The organism is Stenotrophomonas sp. LMG 10879 (assembly GCF_002750935.1).
In the GTDB taxonomy this organism is placed as follows: domain Bacteria; phylum Pseudomonadota; class Gammaproteobacteria; order Xanthomonadales; family Xanthomonadaceae; genus Stenotrophomonas; species Stenotrophomonas lactitubi_B.
The window spans coordinates 284153-303126 of sequence record NZ_PEJT01000004.1; the positions used below are offsets into that span (position 1 = coordinate 284153).

16 protein-coding genes and 1 riboswitch are annotated in these 18974 nt (G+C 66.9%); of the genes, 8 read left to right on the forward strand and 8 right to left on the reverse strand.

Annotation, left to right across the window (positions count from 1 at the left end):
- The first annotated feature begins 87 nt into the window (after positions 1–87).
- On the forward strand, positions 88–1191 hold the full coding sequence (locus CR919_RS08235; protein ID WP_099819593.1) for an NADH:flavin oxidoreductase/NADH oxidase: 1104 nt from the start codon (positions 88–90) through the stop codon (positions 1189–1191).
- A 3-nt stretch (positions 1192–1194) separates the two neighbouring features.
- On the opposite strand, the gene CR919_RS08240 is transcribed toward CR919_RS08235, so the two are convergent.
- Entirely contained in the window at positions 1195–2103 is a 909-nt protein-coding gene (locus CR919_RS08240; protein ID WP_099819688.1) for a LysR family transcriptional regulator, read from the reverse strand.
- A 113-nt stretch (positions 2104–2216) separates the two neighbouring features.
- On the opposite strand from CR919_RS08240, the gene purU reads away from it, so the two are divergent.
- Positions 2217–3068 carry a formyltetrahydrofolate deformylase gene (gene purU / locus CR919_RS08245; protein WP_099819594.1) on the forward strand — a complete coding sequence of 284 codons (852 nt, stop codon included), beginning with the start codon at positions 2217–2219 and terminating at the stop codon, positions 3066–3068.
- On the opposite strand, the gene CR919_RS08250 is transcribed toward purU, so the two are convergent.
- The 5 genes from CR919_RS08250 to CR919_RS08270 all read right to left on the reverse strand — a co-directional run bounded on the left by CR919_RS08250 (position 3061) and on the right by CR919_RS08270 (position 8297).
- Complete coding sequence (locus CR919_RS08250; protein WP_099819595.1) at positions 3061–3780, reverse strand: NYN domain-containing protein; 720 nt, start codon at positions 3778–3780, stop codon at positions 3061–3063. The genes purU and CR919_RS08250 overlap by 8 nt on opposite strands.
- A 143-nt stretch (positions 3781–3923) precedes the next feature.
- Complete coding sequence (gene pncA, locus CR919_RS08255) at positions 3924–4550, reverse strand: bifunctional nicotinamidase/pyrazinamidase (protein ID WP_099819596.1); 627 nt, start codon at positions 4548–4550, stop codon at positions 3924–3926.
- Between the two features lie 57 nt (positions 4551–4607).
- Positions 4608–5279, reverse strand: a complete 672-nt coding sequence (locus tag CR919_RS08260) for an epoxyqueuosine reductase QueH (RefSeq protein WP_099819597.1) — start codon at positions 5277–5279, stop codon at positions 4608–4610.
- A gap of 143 nt (positions 5280–5422) precedes the next feature.
- Positions 5423–5638: riboswitch (cobalamin riboswitch) on the reverse strand.
- Positions 5639–5751: 113 nt separating this feature from the next.
- Positions 5752–7161, reverse strand: a complete 1410-nt coding sequence (locus CR919_RS08265) for a nicotinate phosphoribosyltransferase (RefSeq protein ID WP_099819598.1) — start codon at positions 7159–7161, stop codon at positions 5752–5754.
- Positions 7162–7241: 80 nt separating this feature from the next.
- Positions 7242–8297, reverse strand: a complete 1056-nt coding sequence (locus tag CR919_RS08270) for a bifunctional nicotinamide-nucleotide adenylyltransferase/Nudix hydroxylase (RefSeq protein ID WP_099819599.1) — start codon at positions 8295–8297, stop codon at positions 7242–7244.
- A gap of 332 nt (positions 8298–8629) precedes the next feature.
- Here CR919_RS08270 and CR919_RS08275 point away from each other — a divergent pair, with 332 nt between their 5' ends.
- Entirely contained in the window at positions 8630–10507 is a 1878-nt protein-coding gene (locus tag CR919_RS08275; protein WP_099819600.1) for a patatin-like phospholipase family protein, read from the forward strand.
- Between the two features lie 79 nt (positions 10508–10586).
- Here the strand turns inward: CR919_RS08275 and CR919_RS08280 are convergent, their stop codons facing one another.
- Positions 10587–11540, reverse strand: a complete 954-nt coding sequence (locus CR919_RS08280) for a DUF1028 domain-containing protein (RefSeq protein WP_099819601.1) — start codon at positions 11538–11540, stop codon at positions 10587–10589.
- A 275-nt stretch (positions 11541–11815) separates the two neighbouring features.
- The gene (locus CR919_RS08285) at positions 11816–13183 is read right to left on the reverse strand and encodes a short-chain fatty acyl-CoA regulator family protein (protein ID WP_099819602.1); all 1368 of its coding nucleotides are present in this window, start codon (positions 13181–13183) and stop codon (positions 11816–11818) included.
- A gap of 114 nt (positions 13184–13297) precedes the next feature.
- Between CR919_RS08285 and CR919_RS08290 the strand changes: the two genes are divergently transcribed.
- From CR919_RS08290 to mmsB, 5 genes are read left to right on the forward strand one after another with little or no spacing between them, the layout of a single operon-like run.
- Positions 13298–14803 carry a CoA-acylating methylmalonate-semialdehyde dehydrogenase gene (locus CR919_RS08290; protein WP_025875748.1) on the forward strand — a complete coding sequence of 502 codons (1506 nt, stop codon included), beginning with the start codon at positions 13298–13300 and terminating at the stop codon, positions 14801–14803.
- A 15-nt stretch (positions 14804–14818) separates the two neighbouring features.
- Positions 14819–15985, forward strand: coding sequence for an acyl-CoA dehydrogenase family protein (locus CR919_RS08295; RefSeq protein ID WP_099819603.1), 1167 nt, complete (start codon positions 14819–14821; stop codon positions 15983–15985).
- Entirely contained in the window at positions 15982–16779 is a 798-nt protein-coding gene (locus CR919_RS08300) for an enoyl-CoA hydratase (protein ID WP_099819604.1), read from the forward strand. Before CR919_RS08295 ends, CR919_RS08300 begins: the two co-directional genes overlap by 4 nt.
- Complete coding sequence (locus CR919_RS08305) at positions 16776–17954, forward strand: enoyl-CoA hydratase/isomerase family protein (RefSeq protein ID WP_099819605.1); 1179 nt, start codon at positions 16776–16778, stop codon at positions 17952–17954. Before CR919_RS08300 ends, CR919_RS08305 begins: the two co-directional genes overlap by 4 nt.
- Positions 17951–18841 carry a 3-hydroxyisobutyrate dehydrogenase gene (gene mmsB / locus CR919_RS08310; RefSeq protein WP_099819606.1) on the forward strand — a complete coding sequence of 297 codons (891 nt, stop codon included), beginning with the start codon at positions 17951–17953 and terminating at the stop codon, positions 18839–18841. The genes CR919_RS08305 and mmsB overlap by 4 nt, the downstream gene beginning before the upstream one ends.
- Positions 18842–18974: the final 133 nt, after the last annotated feature.

Consider the following 18974-nt stretch of genomic DNA (forward strand, 5'->3'; position numbering starts at 1 on the left):
CCCACGAAACAGCGATCTACCCACACGGTTGATCTATCGGCCGTACAGCGGTGCAATACGCACCCCCTTTGATACACCCCCACTGCCGTGAGCCAGCTGTTTTCGCCGATCTCCTTCGGCCCCCTGACCCTGTCCAACCGCATCGTCGTCGCGCCGATGTGCCAGTACTCCGCCGAAGACGGCCGCGCCAGTGACTGGCACGCCATGCATCTGGGCAACCTGGCGCAGTCCGGTGCGGGCCTGTTGATCCTGGAGGCCACTGCGGTCGAAGCGCGCGGCCGCATCAGCTGGGCCGATCTGGGCCTGTGGGATGACGGCACCGAAGCGGCCTTGGCGCAGGTGCTGGCCAGCGTGCGCCGCTGGTCGCCGATGCCATTGGGTGTGCAGCTGGCCCATGCCGGCCGCAAGGCCTCTACGGCGCGCCCGTGGGAGGGCGGTGGCCAGCTGCCGGCCGATGATGTCCGCGGCTGGGCCACGGTCGCACCGTCGCCGCTGCCGTTCCATGCCACCGACCCGGCGCCGCAGGAACTGGACGAGGCCGGCATCGCCGAAGTCGTTGCCGCCTTCGCCGCCAGCGCGGTGCGCGCCGAGCGCCTGGGCTTCGAGCTGATCGAGATTCACGCCGCACATGGCTACCTGTTGCACCAGTTCCTGTCGCCGCTGAGCAACCGCCGCACCGATGGCTACGGCGGCTCGCTGCCGAACCGCCTGCGGATGCTGGTTGAAGTGTTCGACGCGGTGCGTGCCGCGGTGTCGGACAAGGTCGCCGTGGGCGTGCGCATCTCCGCCAGCGACTGGGTCGAGGGTGGCTGGGACATCGTGCAGAGCGAGGCGCTGGCACAGGTACTGGACGCACGCGGCTGCAATTTCCTGCACGTTTCCAGTGGCGGCCTGCACGAGCGCCAGAAGATCAGCGTCGGCCCCGGCTACCAGGTGCCGTTCGCGGCGGCGATCAAGGCCAAGAAGGTGCGCATGCCGGTGATCGCGGTAGGCATGATCACCGAGCCGGAGCAGGCCGAATCGATCCTGCGCCACAACCAGGCCGATGCCATCGCGCTGGCCCGCGGCATCCTGTACGACCCGCGTTGGCCGTGGCACGCCGCTGCTGCGCTGGGTGACACCGTGGTGCCGGCGCCGCAGTACCTGCGCTGCGAGCCGCGCGATGCACGCGGCGTGTTCAGTCCGCGCTGAGCATTACACCCGCCAGGCCGGCGGCAGGCCGGCCTGCAGGTGCTCGAACAGCGCGCGGATCTTGGCGGTGAAGTCGCGGCGGTCGCTGACGCAGAAATAGACGTCCATCGGTTCCGGCTGCCAGTCGCTGCCGCAACCGAACACCGCCTGCAGGCGCCCGTCACGCAGGTACGGCTCGGCCACGAACGCCGCCAGCCGGGTGATGCCGGCTCCGGCAGCGGCCAGTTCGGCCAGCGCATCGATGTCATCGCAGACCATGCTCGGCGGCAGTGCCGCGTCCACGCGTTGCCCCTCTTTCAGCAGGCCCCAGCGCAGTGGCCGGCCGTCGGTGGGGAAGCGGTGCAGCAGGCCGCGATGGGCGGCCAGCTGCGCCGGTTCCAGCGGCGTGCCGTGTGCCTGCAGGTACGCTGGCGATGCGCAGAACACGAACGGAATGCGTGCCAGGGGCCGCGCCACCAGCCCGTCCTCCAGCTGCGCGCCGATGCGGAGGCTTGCATCCACCGCCTCGGCACCGTGCTGCACGGCGCGATCGGTCAGGCGCAGTTCCAGTTGCAGCTGCGGGTAGCGCTGCTGCAGTGAGGGCAGCAGCGGTGCCAGCACGTGCCGGGCGAACGCGCTGCTGCTGGCGATGCGCAGGGGCCCGGCCGGTTCCACGTCGCCGGTGACCATGGCCTGCGCGCGTGCCAGATCGGCTTCGAGATGCCGCACCTGTGCCAGGTACACCGTGCCGGCCTCGCTCAGCGCCAGCTGGCGCGTGCTGCGGTTCAGCAGGCGTACGCCCAGGTGGGCTTCCAGACGGTTGATGTTCTGGCCCACGGCGGTGGCGCTGATGCCAAGGGTGCGTGCCGCAGCGGCAATGCTGCCGGTCTCTGCGGTGCGGGTGAAGCTGCGGATGAGCTGCAACAGGTTCATGACCGACCAGCTTGCCATGCGGAAGGCCAAGTATCGCTTGGGTCTGTACCAAGCAGTCGGTTGCATCGGTGACCATCGTCCACCACGCCGCAGTGCTGCCCTACACTCGGGCAATGCGCCCCGATTCCATCCTCACCCTCTCCTGTCCCGACCGCACCGGCATCGTCTATCGCGTGTCGGGCCTGTTGTTCGACCACGGCTGCAACATCCTCGACGCCCAGCAGTTCGGCGATGAGGAGAGCGGTCGCTTCTTCCTGCGCGTGCACTTCGACCGCGATGCGGGCCTGCCGCTGGACACCGTGCACACCGCGATGGCCGCACTGGCAGCGGACTTCGGCATGGACTGGCAGCTGCATGACGGTCGCCGCCGGCCACGCCTGCTGGTGCTGGTCAGCAAGCAGGGCCATTGCCTGAACGACCTGCTTTTCCGTGCACACAGCGGCCAGCTGAAGGTGGATATCGCCGCGGTGGCATCCAACCATGCGGACTTCGCGGCGCTGGCGGCGTCCTACCAGGTGCCGTTCCACCACCTGCCGGTGAACGCGGACACGCGCGCGGCGCAGGAACAGCAGATCATCGACCTGGTCGAACGCGAGCGCATCGATCTGGTGGTGCTGGCGCGCTACATGCAGATTCTTTCGCCCACGCTGTGCCGTGCGCTGGCGGGCAGGGCAATCAACATCCACCACAGCTTCCTGCCCAGCTTCAAGGGCGCACAGCCGTACCACCAGGCGCATGCGCGCGGGGTCAAGATCATCGGCGCCACCGCACACTACGTCACCGAAGACCTGGACGAGGGCCCGATCATCGAACAGGACGTGGCCCGCGTGGACCACGCGATGACCCCGAGGGAACTGGTGCGGCTGGGCAGCGATACCGAATCGCAGGTGCTGGCGCGGGCGGTACGCCGGCACGTGGAGCACCGCATCCTGCTCAACGGGCACCGCACGGTGGTGTTCAGGTAGCGCTGGCGGTTCCCGGGATGGCACGCGGCAACTGCCCGCGATGCGCCCGCTGTTGCTCCAATGGCTTGGGGCAGGTGGAGCGTACGCCATCAATGTGTTCCATCAGCCCTTTGGGAATGGATGACCACATCGGATCCAGCACGAAATCGACGCCTTCACGCCGGGCGAGCTTCGCGGCCGGCACGAAGTCAGCATCACCCGCCATCAGAATGATCTGGCGGACCTGACGCTTGAGGGCGAGTGACGAGATGTCGATGCCGATGCGCATATCCACGCCTTTCTGCCGCACATTCGGTTGCAGCTCGTCGGCCTGAAGATCGCCGAACGTTCGCTTTCCCTTGAGCAGGTCGTCGAAGGTTCGTGACCCGGTCGTCCACGAACTGAAGTCGGTGAGATGGCCAAGACGCAGGGCGACCTTCCGCTTCTGCTTCAGTGCCTCGTGCAGGCTGGTTCTGAACAGCGCTTCGTCGGATCGCGAATAGTCGATGCACAGACCGGAAATCGGGTTGTGCATCTTCTTGCGCAACGGCGGGCAGTCGTAGAAGAAGATGCGATAGAGGTCCCGTCGCTCGCCACTTGCATGCTTCAGATGGGCGATGGCCCATCGGTGGGCGACCTCGGCGGCGCGTTGGGCGTTGTAAGCGTTGTGGGGCTCGATGCGGCGAAAGCGCTTGATGAAGTAGCCGCCATCAATGAGAACTGCCGTCGGCATACCTTTGCCCTCCTGGCGTCATCCAATGAAAAGCCCTCGGTTCGGCCGTCCCGCGATCTGTTGGGGGGCGTACTTGGAGGGCTGGATGGCGCGATTCTGCAGGTTGCGAATCAGGCACACAAGCGGCAGAGGCGACATGCTGCTTACAGGATCGCAATCCTCGCCTTCGCCAGGGCCTCGCGCACCATGCCGTCGTTGGCATCGGTCACCGGGCGGGTCAGCTCCCACAGGAACTTCACCCGGAAGCCGGACTTCACCGCGTCCTGCGCGCTCCACAGCACGCAGTAATCGCGTGCCAACCCGCACACGTGCACCTCGCGGATCCCACGTTCGTGCAGCCAGCCGGCCAGTCCGGTCGCTGGGCGCGTGCCGTCGGGACCGTGGTTTTCGCGGAAGGCGCTGTACGAATCCACCTGTTGGCGGGTGCCCTTGCGCAGGATCAGGTCGGCCACGGTCCAGTCCACGCCCGGGTGCAGTGCGGCGCCCGCGTTGCCCTGCACGCAGTGGTCCGGCCACAGGGTCTGCGGCTGTGCGTGCAGCAGGATCGCTTCGAACGGCAGATGCCCCGGATGCTGGCTGGCAAACGAGGCATGGTCGGCCGGGTGCCAGTCCTGGGTTGCGACCACGGTGCGGTAGCGGCGCTCGGCCAGCAGTGCCGTGATCGGCGCCACCAGCGCATCGCCCTGTTCGCAGGCGAGGGCGCCACCGGGCATGAAGTCCGGCTGCAGGTCGATCACCAGCAGGGCGACGTCAGCGGGCAGGGCGGTCATGGCAGGTCCGGTACAACGGAAGAGGGGCGACCAGCGTGGCCGCCCCTCGCGCGCACGTCAATCGCTGCTGGCGGCGTCGTTGTCCTGCCCGTAATACAGCAGGCCGATCTTGATGCGCTCGCGGCCGTTCTCACGACGGTGGCGGTTGGCATCGCGCAGCGAATACACGCAGCCACAGTATTCCTGCTGGTAGAACTGCTCGCGTTTGCTGATCTCGACCATGCGGCTGGCACCACCACCCTTGCGCCAGTTGTAGTCCCAGTACTGCAGGCCTTCGTAATGCGAGGCGGCGCGCACGCCACAGTCGTTGATCTGCGCCATGTTCTTCCAGCGCGAGATGCCCAGCGAGGAGCTGATGGTGTCGTAGCCGTGTTCGTGTGCGTACAGCGCGGTGCGCTCGAAACGCATGTCGAAGCACATCGTGCAGCGGATGCCGCGCTCGGGTTCATTCTCCATGCCACGCGCACGGCTGAACCAGTTGTCGGTGTCGTAGTCGCAGTCGATGAAGGGAATGTTGTGCTGCTCGGCGAAGCGGATGTTCTCCTGCTTGCGCAGCTCGTACTCCTTCACCGGGTGGATGTTGGGGTTGTAGAAGAAGATCGCGTAGTCGATTCCGGAGGCGGTGATCGCCTCCATCACTTCGCCCGAGCATGGCGCGCAGCACGAGTGCAGCAGCAGGCGCTGGCCGTTGTCGGGAAGGGTCAGGGTGGGGCGTTGGAGCTCGGTCATCGTCGGGTGCATCTGGGCGTGGGCAGCAGCGGGTCTGGCCGGAAACCGTGAACAGGACGCGCGCGGCCACGCCACCTGCACGCGCAGGACGACGATGGCCCCGGCAACCTCCCCGCGGAGATTCCAGGTCGAGTCAGGGGACGGTCGAGTCCCCCGGCCGGGGCCGGTATTCGGGCTGATGGACACGGGCCGCAGCCCACCTACTACCTGCCGCTTCCCAGGCGCGAGCCCAGTGCTGTTGGCAGGATTCGTTTCCATTCACCGCTGCGGGGCAGCTCCGGAATGGGCGCGCGAGGCGCCTTCACCGGATTCCCGTTTAAATCCCTGTCGTCATCCAGACCACGGCAGGGATACCTTCGGCGCGCCCACGGTGGACGCGTTGGCGGCGCCGGTCAAGGCCCAGGGGTCGGATCCCGTTGCCCGCAACGGGCTCTGACCCCCAGCGGGATCCCCGCCATGCGTGGATGGGTCCTCAACGCTGGGCAGCGGCCCGGGCGCGGATGTCATCCAGGCGCTGGTCGTGCAGCAGGCGGCCGTTCTCCCACACGGTCACCATCGCATCCTCGAAGCCGGCCGGCAGGGTGTCATCGCCATCGGCCGGCAGCGGCAGCGTGTGCAGGCTGCCGTCGTCCAAGCGGCGCAGCAGGCGCATACGGCCGCGCTTGCTGGCCTTGCCGGCATCGGTGATCGGATCCTTGTAGACATCGATCCAGTCACCGTCCACCCGCGCGGCCGAGCACTTCAGTGCGAACTTCTGCGTATCACGGTCCAGCCGCTGCAGCAGTGCGCCGCCCATGCCGAAGGCCACGTTGTCGGCCGAGTAGCCATCATTGGTGGTGCGCTGCAGGATCGCGCGGATCGTGTCCGGGTTGATGCCATCGCCCTGGATGACGCGGACGTGGTTGAGCACCTTGTAGCCCTTGCCGTTGATCGTGTGACCGAACGCGGCATCCAGCCGCAGCAGGCTTTCGGCCACCACCTCCACCGGGTCGCCCGAGTCGGGGCGGACGACCAGGGTGGCGCCGGAAGCGATCACTTCTTCGCGCAGGGTGGTACCCCAGTGTTCGCTGATGGCGCGGTAGATGTCATAGCTGTCCGACACCACCGCTACGATCGCACCGGGCGTGCCGAACTGGCGCAGCATGTTGCGGTACGCATCCACTTCGCGCTCGCGGCCCCAGCTGGTGATGGTGCTGTGCTCGGCGGCCGGAATCGAATAGCCCGCCATCGGCGCGTGGTAATGCGCACGTGCAAGGCACAGCGCCGATACCGTATCGGTGCCGAGGAAGTTGACCAGGTGCGCAGCACCACCCAGTGCGGCAGATTCCAGGCTGGAGACGCCACGTGCGCCGAAGTCGTGCAGCTTGAACGGCAGCTGCCCCTGCGGGTCATCGCTGGTCTGCTGCAGGAACGCGGCGATGGTCTGCCGCGCATGCCAACTGATGGTCGCCACGGTGACCGGGTACCACACGCGCAGCAGCAGGGTTTCCAGGTAGGACGGCACCCAGAAGGCGGCGGGGTCGGTCGACTCGATGGTCATCAGCGCCTGCTGCGTGGGCACCACGCTGCCCTCGGGTACGGCGCGGATGCGTACCGGCAGATGGCCGCCGAGACGGTCGACGATATCGCGCCAGCCGGCTTCGTTGAACGGTTCGCCATGCGCGGCGAACAGCGCTGCGGCGTCGTCGATGTCGGCGTGGGTGACCGGCCGTGCCAGGGCATCCTTGAGGATCGCCTGCAGGCCGAAGAACACCGTGCGATCGTGCAGGCCGCCGCGTGATTCCACGTAGAAGAACGTGGCGTCGGTACCCGGCGGGTACTGCAGCCAGTGGCTGGCCTTGTAGCTGTCGGTGTTGAGGAGAAGGTTATCGAGGTAATGCATGACGGAAGCTCCTTCGCGTCGAGTGGCACCGGCGGTCTGTCCGCCGGTGGGGAAAACGGGTTCTGCAGGGTCCAGTGCGATCAGCCCCGGCCCAGGAAGTACTCCAGGATGTGCAGGTGGTCTTCAAACAGCTGCGGGCCCATGTCCAGCGCCTCGCTGACCGGAATCCAGCGCGCCTTGTCGGCGTCGTCGCCACCGCGCACCGCCGGCAGTTCGCCAGCGGGGAATTCGAAGTGGAAGGCATGGGTGATGGTGCGGCCGCGCTGGCTGCGCTCGGGGTGGTCGAACACCTGCTGGCCCTTCAGCGAGCCTTTCAGCACCGGCAGTGGAATCTTCAGCCGGGTTTCCTCGCGCAGTTCGCGCAGGCAGCTGTCGAGCAGGCCCTGTTCCTGGCCGACGAAGCCGCCGGGCAGCGCCCACAGGCCCTTGCCCGGTGCCGAACGACGGCGGACCAGCAGTACGTGGCCCGAGTGCACCACCACCGCATCGGTGGTGACGAAGGTCGGTGCGTATGGCGCATCCTTCCAGGCGGCCTTGTACTGCTCGATGAAACGGTACTCGGCCAACAGCTGCGCGTAGGCCGGCGAGCTTCTGCGGAACGCCTCGAGCATGTCGTACACCGGTGCCGGTACATTGCCGCGCAGCATCAGCAGTGCACCGTGGAAATCCACGTCGCCGGCTTCGAACAGGTAACGACGCAGCTCGGTGGCCGACAACGTTGCGGTGTGCTGCACATCGACCAGCGGCCATTGCGGGAATTCCCGCAGGTAGTAGCTGGAAGCATCCTTGTCCATGCCGATCAGGCCGACCTTCGCATCGGATGCGGCGCCATCGTTGCGCAGGGCTTCGGCCACATGACGCTGCACGCTGGCGATCCACTGGGCTTCGTTGTACAGGTGGTCACGCAGTGGCTGGATCAGCAGGCGATCGGCGTTGCCATCGAGGGCGGCCTGGATCATCACGGCGCGTTCGGCCACGGTCCAGGGATTGCGCAGGCTGCGGGGGGTATCGGCAGAGCCGACCAGGAAGATCAGCTTGCGGGCCCTGCTCAGGGCAAGGCGGGCAACGGCGGCATGGCCGTTGTGGAAGGGCTCGAAACGCCCGATGAAGACGAGATAGTCGAATTCCATGAGAATCCCTCATGTCGTTGTGGCAGCGAAGGGTCTGTCCCTTGGCTTGCTGCAGATGCTACGCCTTCGGTGCCGCCGGTCAAGTATCCGCCAGTGGTGCCAGACAGCTGCCAGCACGGCATGGCGGCTGCCTGCCGGCGACGTGCCTGCACAACTGCGGCGGTGGTCTCAGGCAGTGAGAGGGCGCCACGTCATACTGCATTCCTGGCGTTGGATGGGAATCTTTCACACGTTCCCGTGCCCGACGTCCAGGCGCTATGGCAATGACAGGCAGGTCTCACCGGTCCAGGGATGGCAATACGCGCTGCGGCGCGCCGTTGGCAAGCGGGGGAAGGGTAGTGGCAGACAAGTACTGCGATCTGGTCATGAAAGGCGGCATCACCAGCGGCATCGTGTATCCCAACGCGGTGCTCGCACTGGCCCGCGAATACCGTTTCAAGAGCATCGGTGGTACCTCGGCCGGTGCGATCGCCGCTGCCGTGGCCGCCGCTGCGGCATACGGCGACCGCCGCCAGCAACTGGGGGAACACCTGCCGGGTGATGCGGGATATGGCGGCCTTTCAGCGGTGTCGGCACAGCTGTCGCGGCGTGGATTCATCTACAGCCTGTTTCAACCCGCCGCTGGCGCACGCGCTGCGTATCGGCTGCTGGTGGTGCTGACCGGCAACGCCGGCTGGCCGCGCAAGCTGCTGTGCCTGGCCATCGCGGTTTTCCAGATCGCGCCGCTGGAAGTGCTGGTGTCGCTGGCACTGCTGCTTGGCCTGGGCTGGTGGGGCGGTGGCTGGAGCGGCGTGGCGGCGACCCTGCTGCCGTCGCTGTTGTGTGCCTATGGTGCAGGTGTAGCCGGGGCGGCGCTGCGCGTGGCACGGGTGGCGCGACGCAACCTGCTGGGGCTTTGCAGTGGACTGAGCCGGAACGCAGGCACGCCGGCGCTGACCGAGTGGCTGCATGAAAGCCTGCAGCAGTTGTCAGGCAAACCGATGAATGCACCGCTGACCTTCGCCGATCTGCACGACGCGCCGCGTTATGCGGGCGAGCCGGACAGCCCGCATGCGATCACCCTGCAGATGATCACCACCTGCGTGTCGCACAACGAACCGCGCACGCTGCCGTTGGGCGGTGCGCAGTTCTGGTTCCTGCGCGAGGAGTTCGAGCAGCTGTTCCCGGCCAGCGTGGTGCAGTGGATGGTCGACCGCGCCGGCCCACCGCGTGAGGTTGAAGGCCGCAACTACTACCATCTGCCGCAGGGCGCGTCGCTGCCGGTACTGGTGGCCACGCGCATGAGCCTCAGCTTCCCGCTGCTGATCAGCGCGGTGCCGCTGCATGAGCCCTCGCGTCGCGAGCGTCGCTGCGAGCCGACGTCGACCACGGGAAGCGAGGCCGGGCACAACGTGGCCGACAGCATGGAAGGCCTGACCAGTGCAGGCCAGGCCTGCGGTCCGGTGATCACCGCGTTCCGGGTGTGCTGGTTCTCCGATGGCGGCATCAGCAGCAACTTCCCGATCCACCTGTTCGATGCGGCGCTGCCGCGCTGGCCGACCTTCGCCATCAATCTGGTCTATCCGCAACGGCCCGAGCCGGTGCAGCGCGAGAGCGACAGCCGGCAGGCGCTGGAACGCTCGGTGTTCCTGCCCACCGAGAACCGCCATGGATGGCAGCGGCACTACCAGTCCATTGCCACGCCGTTGGCGGCCGGCGAACTGGGCCGCTTCCTGTTTGCGGTGGTGGCCACCATGCAGAACTGGCGCGACCTGCTGCAGGCGCGCGCGCCCGGCTATCGTGACCGCATCGTGCATGTGAGCCTGCAGGGCGACGAGGGCGGCATGAACCTGGACATGCCACAGGAGGTGCTGACCCGCATCGCCGACAAGGGCAGCTTGGCCGGCGCACGCTTCTGTTCGTTCTCGTTCGAGAACCATTACTGGATCCGTTGGCGCAACCTGGCCTCGGCCTACCAGCGCTATACGCTGGAGATTTCGCGCACCGATGATCCGGCGCAGCAGGTGCTGGCCTATCGCGCGGCCTATGCGATGGTGGCCACCGGCGCGCCGCCACCGCCGTCCTACAAGCTGGGCTCGGAAGACAAGCGGCTGGCATCGCAGCAGCTGTGGGGGTTAATGGTGGAGCAGGGCCGCAGTTGGGATGATCTTGGCCCCGACCTCACCGACGGCTCGCCACGGCCGTTGCCGCAGATGAAGGTGACGCCGATCTATTGATCGCTGTCCGGTAGCGCCGGGCCATGCCCGGCGGCCTTTCGTACCGCTGCGCTCGCCGGGCATGGCCCGGCGCTACCGTCTATCGCCACGCCTCGACCACCGCATCGCCCCGCAATGGCGAGTACAACGGCAAGGCCAACTCCTGCTTCACCCATTCCGGGTTGAGCGCGCGCAATCCCGCCAGGTATTCGCGGGCCAATGCGGTTTCACCGTGCGACATTGCCAATCGCGCGGCACGCGCCCATGTGCGGTCCCAGCCATGCGCGAGCGCCAGCGATGTGGCCAGCGATGCGCGCGCAGCCGCAACATCGCCGCGTTCCCACTGCTGCTCGGCGCGGATGATCGCGTCATTTGAAAGCCGCATGTCGTACAGCTCGCGCAATCGCGCTACGGCGCGCGGGTCGGCATCCACGCGCAGGTCGGTGTCCTGCCAGTCGCCGCCCGGCGTGCGCACCAGCAGCGCCGCCGACCATTGCCCGCTGCGTTGCCCGCCTGCCGCTTGTCCTGCTTCCAGTGCGGCCAACAGCCGCGCGGCAAGCTCACCGTGGGTGGCCGCAAACGCGCGTTGCATCGCCGCCAGCACCTCCGGCCCGGCCAGTCCGTTGCCTTGCACGCTCACCTGGCCCTCGCCAACGGCACCCGCCCAATCGGCCTGCTGTGCGGTGGCGCCGGTGTACTGCGCGTTGCCGCCACGCGCACTGACCAGCCCGACCTGGCGCTCGGCGATGGTGGTGCCATCGAAGTCGCCATCCTCGTCCAACAACTGCTTGAGCACCTGCCCCGGCGCACGGCCTTTGGCCAACAGTGCAAGCCCCTTCGAGCCGTAGGTCGGGTTGGTTTCGAACTGGCTGGCGACCGCGCCAACCTTCGCCTGCGCCCACGGCACGCCGACACCGCCGACGGCGAGGTTGTGGGTAGCCACCGCCACGCCGCAGTCGCCGGCCTCGTTGCAGGCGGCAATCGAAAAGGTCGCCCATGCCGGCGCAGCGACGGCAGCAAGCAGCAGGGCGAGGCAGGGACGCAGCAGGGACATGGCGGTCTCCGGGGCGGGCATCCCCAGTGGGATGCAGCCTACGCGCGGAAGGTTTAGTAGATCCACGCCATGCGTGGATGCATCTCCACCGAAATCGAATAGTCGACAATTCATCGAAGCGCATCCACGCATGGCGTGGATCTACCGTGTCGACCAAGGTCGACACCCACCAACAGCGGCGGGACCCACCCCGCCATCCCACGGAATGCCCGCTGTTGCTTCTGCTGTTGCCTTGGATTGAAGCAGGTGCAGGGCGCAGCCCTGCCGAACCAACCCTACCTTCCCGGCAACTGGGTAAACGCACGCTGCATGCAGTCCTCGCGCGGGCACACCCGGCAGCCCGGCCCGATCGACACTGAATTACCCGGGCTCTGCACGTCCAGCCCCAGCGAATACACCAGCCTGTCCGCATGCTGCAGGTCACAGCCCAGTGCCACCGCGAAGGTCTTGCGTGGCTGGCCGTGGCCCACCGGGCCGCTGCTGACCTGCCGTGCCAGCCAGAAATGACGGCGGCCATCAGGCATGCGCGCGGTCTGGGTGAGGATGCGTCCGGGCTGGTTGAACGCCTCGTAGACGATCCACAACGGGCATGAACCGCCCACCTGCGAGAAGTGGAAATCGGTGGCCGAGTGGCGCTTGGAGACATTGCCGGCGCGGTCCACGCGGATGAAGAAGAATGGCAGGCCGGGTGCGCTGCGGCGTGCCAGCGTACTCAAGCGATGGCAGACCGCCTCGAATCCCACGCCGAACTGGTGCGCCAGCAGCTCGATGTCATAGCTGCTGGCTTCGGCCGCGCGCAGGAAGCGCATGTACGGCATCACCAGAGCGCCGGCGAAATAGTTGGACAGGCCGATGCGCGCCTGCGCGATGCGGGCCTCGTCGCTGAAGCCGGTGCGCGCGATCACCGCATCGATCTGCGGCAGGTAGCCGCGCAGCGCCAGCTCGACCGCCATCTGGAACGCCTGCTGGCCCGGTTCCAGGTAATCGGGCAGCCACAGCGTACGGCTGCCGGCATCGTACTGGCGCTTCTCGCGCCCGGCCTGCAGCGCGGCCACTTCCACCAGCACACCGTGGCGATCGGCCAGCAACTGGCGCAGCCGGGGTGCCACGTGTCCCGGCGCCAGCCCCCATTCGGCGAACAGCTGCTCGGCCAGTTCATCCAGTTCGGGGATGTGGTTGTGCATCCGGTTGAAGAACTCGCGCACCTGGTCACCGGCCGGCAGCGTGCTGCCTGCGCCCGGCTCGCCCAATTGGAATTCCAGCGCGGCGGCATGCTCGCGCAATGCCAGGTGGCGGCGGTGCAGGTCCAGCAACGCGCGGCTGACCTGCGGTAGGTTGCCGGCCAGCGCCCGCAGTTCGGTGGCACTGACGTCGGCCAGGCCCAGGTCGCGCAGGGTTTCGCCCAGCGACTCCTGCAGCGCGGCGGGCTCATTGTCGTCGAACAGGGCGGAAACATCGCCCAACACCTCGCCCAGCTTCTTCTGCACCGCAGGCGTCAGCGGGCGCTTGTTTCGCTCGATCTGGTTCAGGTAGCTGGCCGACAGCCCCAGTGCGCGGGCAAGGTCGGCCTGGCTGTAGCCGCGCTGCTCGCGCAGGCGCAGCAGACGCAGACCAAGTTGGCGCTGGGGGGCTGAATAATTCACAGAATTAACAGGAATCGTGGCGGGCATTGGCCAGATTAAGCGGATTCAGGCCGGAAATCGAGGTGCGTGCTGTGAATAATGCCAAGCATCATTCGCACCCCGTGGATTGTCGTCATGACTGTTGCAGCGCCCCGTATCCGCATGCTGATCGATGGCCAGTTCGTTGAATCGGCCACCTCCCACTGGCAGGACGTGATCAATCCGGCCACCCAGGACGTGCTGGCCCAGGTGCCGTTCGCCACCACGGGTGAAGTCGACGCCGCCGTGGCCGCCGCCAAGGAAGCCTTCAAGACCTGGCGCAAGACCCCGATCGGTACCCGCGCGCGCATCTTCCTGAAGTACCAGCAGTTGATCCGCGAAAACATGAGCGAGCTGGCGCACATCCTCACCGCCGAACAGGGCAAGACCCTGCCGGACGCCGAAGGCGATGTGTTCCGCGGCCTGGAAGTGGTCGAGCATGCGGCCGCCATCGGCAACCTGCAGTTGGGCGAACTGGCCAACAACGTGGCCAACGGTGTCGACACCTACAGCATCATGCAGCCGCTGGGCGTGTGCGCAGGCATCACCCCGTTCAACTTCCCGGCGATGATCCCGCTGTGGATGTTCCCGATGGCCATTGCCACCGGCAACACCTTCATCCTCAAGCCGTCCGAGCAGGACCCGATGGTCACCATGCGCCTGGTCGAGCTTGCCCTGGAAGCGGGCATCCCGAAGGGCGTGCTGAACGTCGTCCACGGTGGCGAGGAAGTGGTCAACGCCATCTGCGACCACCCGGACATCAAGGCCGTTTCGTTCGTCGGTTCCACCCGCGTCGGCACCCACGTGTACAACCGCGCCTCGCTGGCCGGCAAGCGCGTGCAGTGCATGATGGGCGCCAAGAACCACGCCGTGGTGCTGCCGGACGCCAACAAGGAGCAGACCCTCAACGCGATGGTCGGTGCTGCCTTCGGTGCGGCTGGCCAGCGCTGCATGGCCGCCTCCACCCTGGTGCTGGTCGGTGAAGCGCGCGGTTGGGTGCAGGACCTGGTGGAGAAGGCCAAGACCCTGAAGGTCAGCGGCGGCACCGTGGCCGGCACCGACGTCGGCCCGGTCATTTCCTGCAGCGCCCGTGATCGCGTCGAAGGCCTGATCGCCTCGGGTGTGGAGCAGGGCGCAAAGCTGGTGCTCGATGGCCGCAAGCCGCAGGTCGATGGTTTCGAGAAGGGCAACTTCGTCGGCCCGACCATCTTTGCCGGTGTCACCACCGACATGCGCATCTACCAGGAAGAAATCTTCGGGCCGGTGCTGGTCATCCTCGAAGCGGAAACGCTGGATGAGGCCATCGCCATGGTCAACAGCAACCCGAATGGCAACGGCACCGCGCTGTTCACCCAGTCCGGCGCCGCTGCACGCCGCTTCCAGGAAGACATCGACGTCGGCCAGGTCGGCATCAACGTACCGATCCCGGTGCCGGTGCCGCTGTTCTCGTTCACCGGTTCGCGCGCTTCCAAGCTGGGCGACCTGGGTCCGTACGGCAAGCAGGTGGTGCTGTTCTACACGCAGACCAAGACCGTCACCGCGCGCTGGTTCGACGACGAGACGCTGAGCCACGGCGTCAACACCACGATCAGCCTGAAGTAACAGCAGGGAGCAGCCATGAGCCACTCGATGACGACGGAACAGGAAGAAGCGCAGCAGGCGTACCGCGAAGCGGCGCGTGACTTCGCACAGGCCGAACTGGCGCCGCACGCCGCGCGATGGGATGCGGAGGGCATCTTTCCGCGCGAGGCGATCGCCAAGGCCGGTGAACTGGGCTTCTGCGGTCTGTACATGGACCCGGAAGTGGGCGGCAGCGGCCTGAGCCGACTGGACGCCGCCGTCGTCATCGAGGAGCTCGCCAACGTCGACCCGTCGACCGCGGCCTACATCAGCATCCACAACATGGCCTCGTGGATGGTGTCCAAGTGGGGCCAGCCGGCGCTGCGCGATGCGTGGGGCAATGACCTGTCTTCGGGCAGCAAGCTGGCCTCGTACTGCCTGACCGAGCCGGGTGCCGGTTCGGATGCGGCCTCGCTGAAGACCAGCGCCGTGCGCGATGGCGATTTCTACGTGTTGAATGGCGCCAAGGCCTTCATTTCCGGTGCCGGCGCCACCGAACTGCTGGTGGTGATGGCACGTACCGGCGGTGCCGGTGCAGGCGGAGTCAGCGCGATCGCGGTGCCGGCCGACTTGCCGGGCATCAGCTACGGCCGCAAGGAAGAGAAGATGGGCTGGAACAGCCAGCCCACCCGCGGCATCACCTTCGAAAACGTCCGCGTGCCGGTCAGCCACCTTCTGGGAGAGGAAGGTGGCGGCTTCAAGCTGGCGATGAAGGGGCTCGATGGCGGCCGCATCAACATCGCCGCCTGCTCGCTGGGTGCTGCGCAGGGTGCGCTGGATGCCGCGCGCCGCTACATGGGCGAGCGCCGCCAGTTCGGCAAGGCGTTGTCCGAATTCCAGGCACTGCAGTTCAAGCTGGCCGACATGGCCATCGAACTGGTCGCGGCGCGGCAGATGGTGCATACCGCTGCACGCAAGCTCGATGCCGGTGCCAGCGATGCCAACGTGTGGTGCGCGATGGCCAAGCGTTTCGCCACCGATGCCGGCTTCAACATCTGCAATGAAGCCCTGCAGATCCACGGTGGCTACGGCTACATCCGCGAATATCCGATCGAGCGCCTGCTGCGCGACAGCCGCGTGCACCAGATCCTGGAAGGCACCAACGAGATCATGCGGGTGATCGTTGCCCGTCACCTGCTCAACACCGAAGAGGAACTGCGATGAAGGATTGGCGTACCCAGGAGCACGTGGGCCTGAAGGTCGAGGCCGATGGCCACACCGCCGTGGTCACCCTGCACAACCCGCCCGCGCATACCTGGACCGTGCACAGCCTGTCGGCGCTGCGCGATCTGGTGGGCGCACTCAACGCAGACCGCGAGATCTACGCGCTGGTGATCACCGGTGATGGCGAGAAGTTCTTCTCCGCCGGTGCCGACCTCAACCAGTTCGCCTCCGGCGACAAGGCTGCTGCACGTGAGGCCGCGCGCCGTTTCGGTGAAGCCTTCGAGGCGCTGTCCGCGTTCCGTGGCGTGTCGATCGCTGCGATCAACGGCTACGCCATGGGCGGCGGCCTTGAATGCGCGCTGGCCTGCGACCTGCGCATCATCGAAGACCACGCCCAGGTCGCGCTGCCGGAGGCCACCGTTGGCCTGCTGCCGTGCGCCGGTGGCACCCAGAACCTGCCGCGCCTGGTCGGCGAGGGCTGGGCCAAGCGCATGATCCTGCTCGGCGAGCGCATCAACGCCGAGACCGCGGTGCGGATTGGTCTTGCCGAAGAAAAGGTCGGCAAGGGCGAATCCAAGGCACTGGCACTGGAATGGGCGAAGAAGGCTGGCAAGCAGAGTCCGACCAGCATCGCCGCCTGCAAGACCCTGGTGCAGTCCACCCGCACCGGCACCCATGCCTCGGCGCTGGTGGCCGAGCGCGAGGCCTTCGTCGATCTGTTCGACACCGCCGATCAGGTCGAGGGCGTGAGTGCCTTCCTTGAAAAGCGCGCCGCGCAGTGGAAGAACGCATGACCGCGGTCGACACGAACGCTGCCGAAGCACCGGTACTGTTCGAAGAGCGCGCCGCTGGAAACGGCGCGCGTATCGGCATCGCCACGCTCAACGCGCCGCGTACGCTCAATGGTTTCTCGCTGCCGATGGCGCACCTGCTGCTGAAGCAGCTCAACGCCTGGGCCGACGACGACGGCATCGCCATGGTGGTGCTGCAGGGCGCGGGTGAAAAGGCATTCTGTGCCGGCGGCGACCTGCACAGCCTGTACCAGAGCATGCTCGCCTACCGCGAGGCCGGCCACACGGACATCCGCGAGAACGACTACGCCGCCGAGTTCTTCGACGTCGAGTACCGCGTCGACTACCTGATCCATACCTACGCCAAGCCGATCCTGTGCTGGGGCCATGGCATCGTGATGGGCGGCGGCATCGGCCTGATGTCCGGTGCCAGTCATCGCGTGGTCAGCGAGCGTTCCAAGCTGGCCTTCCCGGAAATCACGGTCGGCCTGTTCCCGGACGTGGGTGGCAGCTGGCTGCTGCCGCGTGTGCCGGGCAACGGTGGCCTGTTCCTGGCCCTGACCGGTGCGCTGCTCAACCCCGGCGATGCGATCTATGCCGGCCTGGCTGACGTGCACGTGGCCGAAGAGCGCCGCAGCGCGGTGTTCGATGCGCTGCTGCAGGTGGCGTGGTCGGCCGATGCCGCACGCAACCATGAACGGTTGTCGCAGCTGCTGCTGTCGTTCGCCAGCGACGCGGCTACCGGCCCGCTCCTGGCCAATGCCGCGCAAGTCGATGCGCTGTGCGAAGGCGATGATCTCGCCGCCATCGTCGAACGCATCAGCACCCTGCAGACCGATGATGCCTGGTTGCAGGCCGCACAGAAGACCCTTGACGCCGGTGCGCCGGGTTCGGCACGGCTGGCCTTCGAACTGCAGCGCCGCAGCGCCGGCCAGGATCTGGCCAGCGTGTACCGGCTGGAATACATCACGGCCCTGCATTGCGCCGCGCATGGCGATTTCGCCGAAGGCATCCGCGCGCTGCTGATCGACAAGGACCGCACTCCATCGTGGAACCCGGCCACACTGGTCGATGCCAGCCGCGCATGGGCCGATACGTTCTTCGCTTCTCCCTGGGCCGACGCCGCGCATCCGCTGGCCGACCTGGGCACCCCTGTCGTTGAAAGGAGCCTGGCATGAGCTGCATTGCATTCATTGGGTTGGGCAACATGGGTGGCCCGATGGCCGCCAATCTGGTCAAGAACGGCCACACCGTGCGCGTGTTCGATCTGGTGCCGGCCGCCGTACAGGCCGCCGTCGATGCAGGCGCCAGCGCCGCGCCGTCGGCACGCGAGACGCTTGCCGACGCCGAGGTGGTGATCTCGATGCTGCCGGCCAGCCGCCACGTCGAAGGTGTGTATCTGGGCGACGATGGCATCCTTGCTGCGATTCCCGCCGGTGCGCTGGTCATCGACTGCAGCACGATCGCCCCCGCCAGCGCGCGCAAGGTTTCCGAAGCGGCCGCCGCACGTGGCCTGCAGATGATCGACGCACCGGTGTCCGGCGGTACTGCCGGCGCACAGGCCGGCACGCTGACCTTCATCGTCGGTGGTGAAGAGGACGCGCTGGAACGCGCCCGCCCTGTGCTGCAGGCGATGGGCAAGAACATCTTCCATGTGGGCGCCAGCGGCGCCGGCCAGGTCGCCAAGCTGTGCAACAACATGGCGCTGGGCGTGATCATGGCCGTCACCGGCGAAGCCATCGCGCTCGGCGTGGCACACGGGCTGGACCCGAAGGTGCTGTCGCAGATGATGGCGGTCAGCACCGGCCGCAGCTGGGCCACCGAAGTGTGCAACCCGTGGCCGGGCGTGCTGGAAAATGCACCGGCTTCGCGCGGTTACAGCGGTGGCTTCGGCAGTGACCTGATGCTGAAGGACATGGGCCTGGCGGTGGAAGCGGCGATGAGCGTCGGCGCCTCGATTCCGCTGGGTGAAGTGGCCCGCAACCTGTACTCGATGAACCACCAGGCCGGCCGCGGCAAGCTGGATTTCTCCAGCGTCGTGCAGCTGATCACCAGCGAGAAATAGGGCTTGGACGTGTAGAGCCGAGCCCATGCTCGGCTGCCTTTCCAGCGCGCATCGCGGCGCCGGATGGATCAGCCGAGCATGGGCTCGGCTCTACGCAAGCGAATGCGCTCCCGGCCACGTGCCGGGGGGCCAC

Coding starts and splice junctions, on each gene's coding strand:
- CR919_RS08240 (WP_099819688.1), bottom strand. CDS start 2,103: ATGAACCTGTTGCAGCTCATCCGCAGCTTCACCCGCACCGCAGAGACC.
- purU (WP_099819594.1), top strand. CDS start 2,217: ATGCGCCCCGATTCCATCCTCACCCTCTCCTGTCCCGACCGCACCGGC.
- CR919_RS08250 (WP_099819595.1), bottom strand. CDS start 3,780: ATGCCGACGGCAGTTCTCATTGATGGCGGCTACTTCATCAAGCGCTTT.
- pncA (WP_099819596.1), bottom strand. CDS start 4,550: ATGACCGCCCTGCCCGCTGACGTCGCCCTGCTGGTGATCGACCTGCAG.
- CR919_RS08260 (WP_099819597.1), bottom strand. CDS start 5,279: ATGACCGAGCTCCAACGCCCCACCCTGACCCTTCCCGACAACGGCCAG.
- CR919_RS08265 (WP_099819598.1), bottom strand. CDS start 7,161: ATGCATTACCTCGATAACCTTCTCCTCAACACCGACAGCTACAAGGCC.
- CR919_RS08280 (WP_099819601.1), bottom strand. CDS start 11,540: ATGTCCCTGCTGCGTCCCTGCCTCGCCCTGCTGCTTGCTGCCGTCGCT.
- CR919_RS08290 (WP_025875748.1), top strand. CDS start 13,298: ATGACTGTTGCAGCGCCCCGTATCCGCATGCTGATCGATGGCCAGTTC.
- CR919_RS08295 (WP_099819603.1), top strand. CDS start 14,819: ATGAGCCACTCGATGACGACGGAACAGGAAGAAGCGCAGCAGGCGTAC.
- CR919_RS08300 (WP_099819604.1), top strand. CDS start 15,982: ATGAAGGATTGGCGTACCCAGGAGCACGTGGGCCTGAAGGTCGAGGCC.
- CR919_RS08305 (WP_099819605.1), top strand. CDS start 16,776: ATGACCGCGGTCGACACGAACGCTGCCGAAGCACCGGTACTGTTCGAA.
- mmsB (WP_099819606.1), top strand. CDS start 17,951: ATGAGCTGCATTGCATTCATTGGGTTGGGCAACATGGGTGGCCCGATG.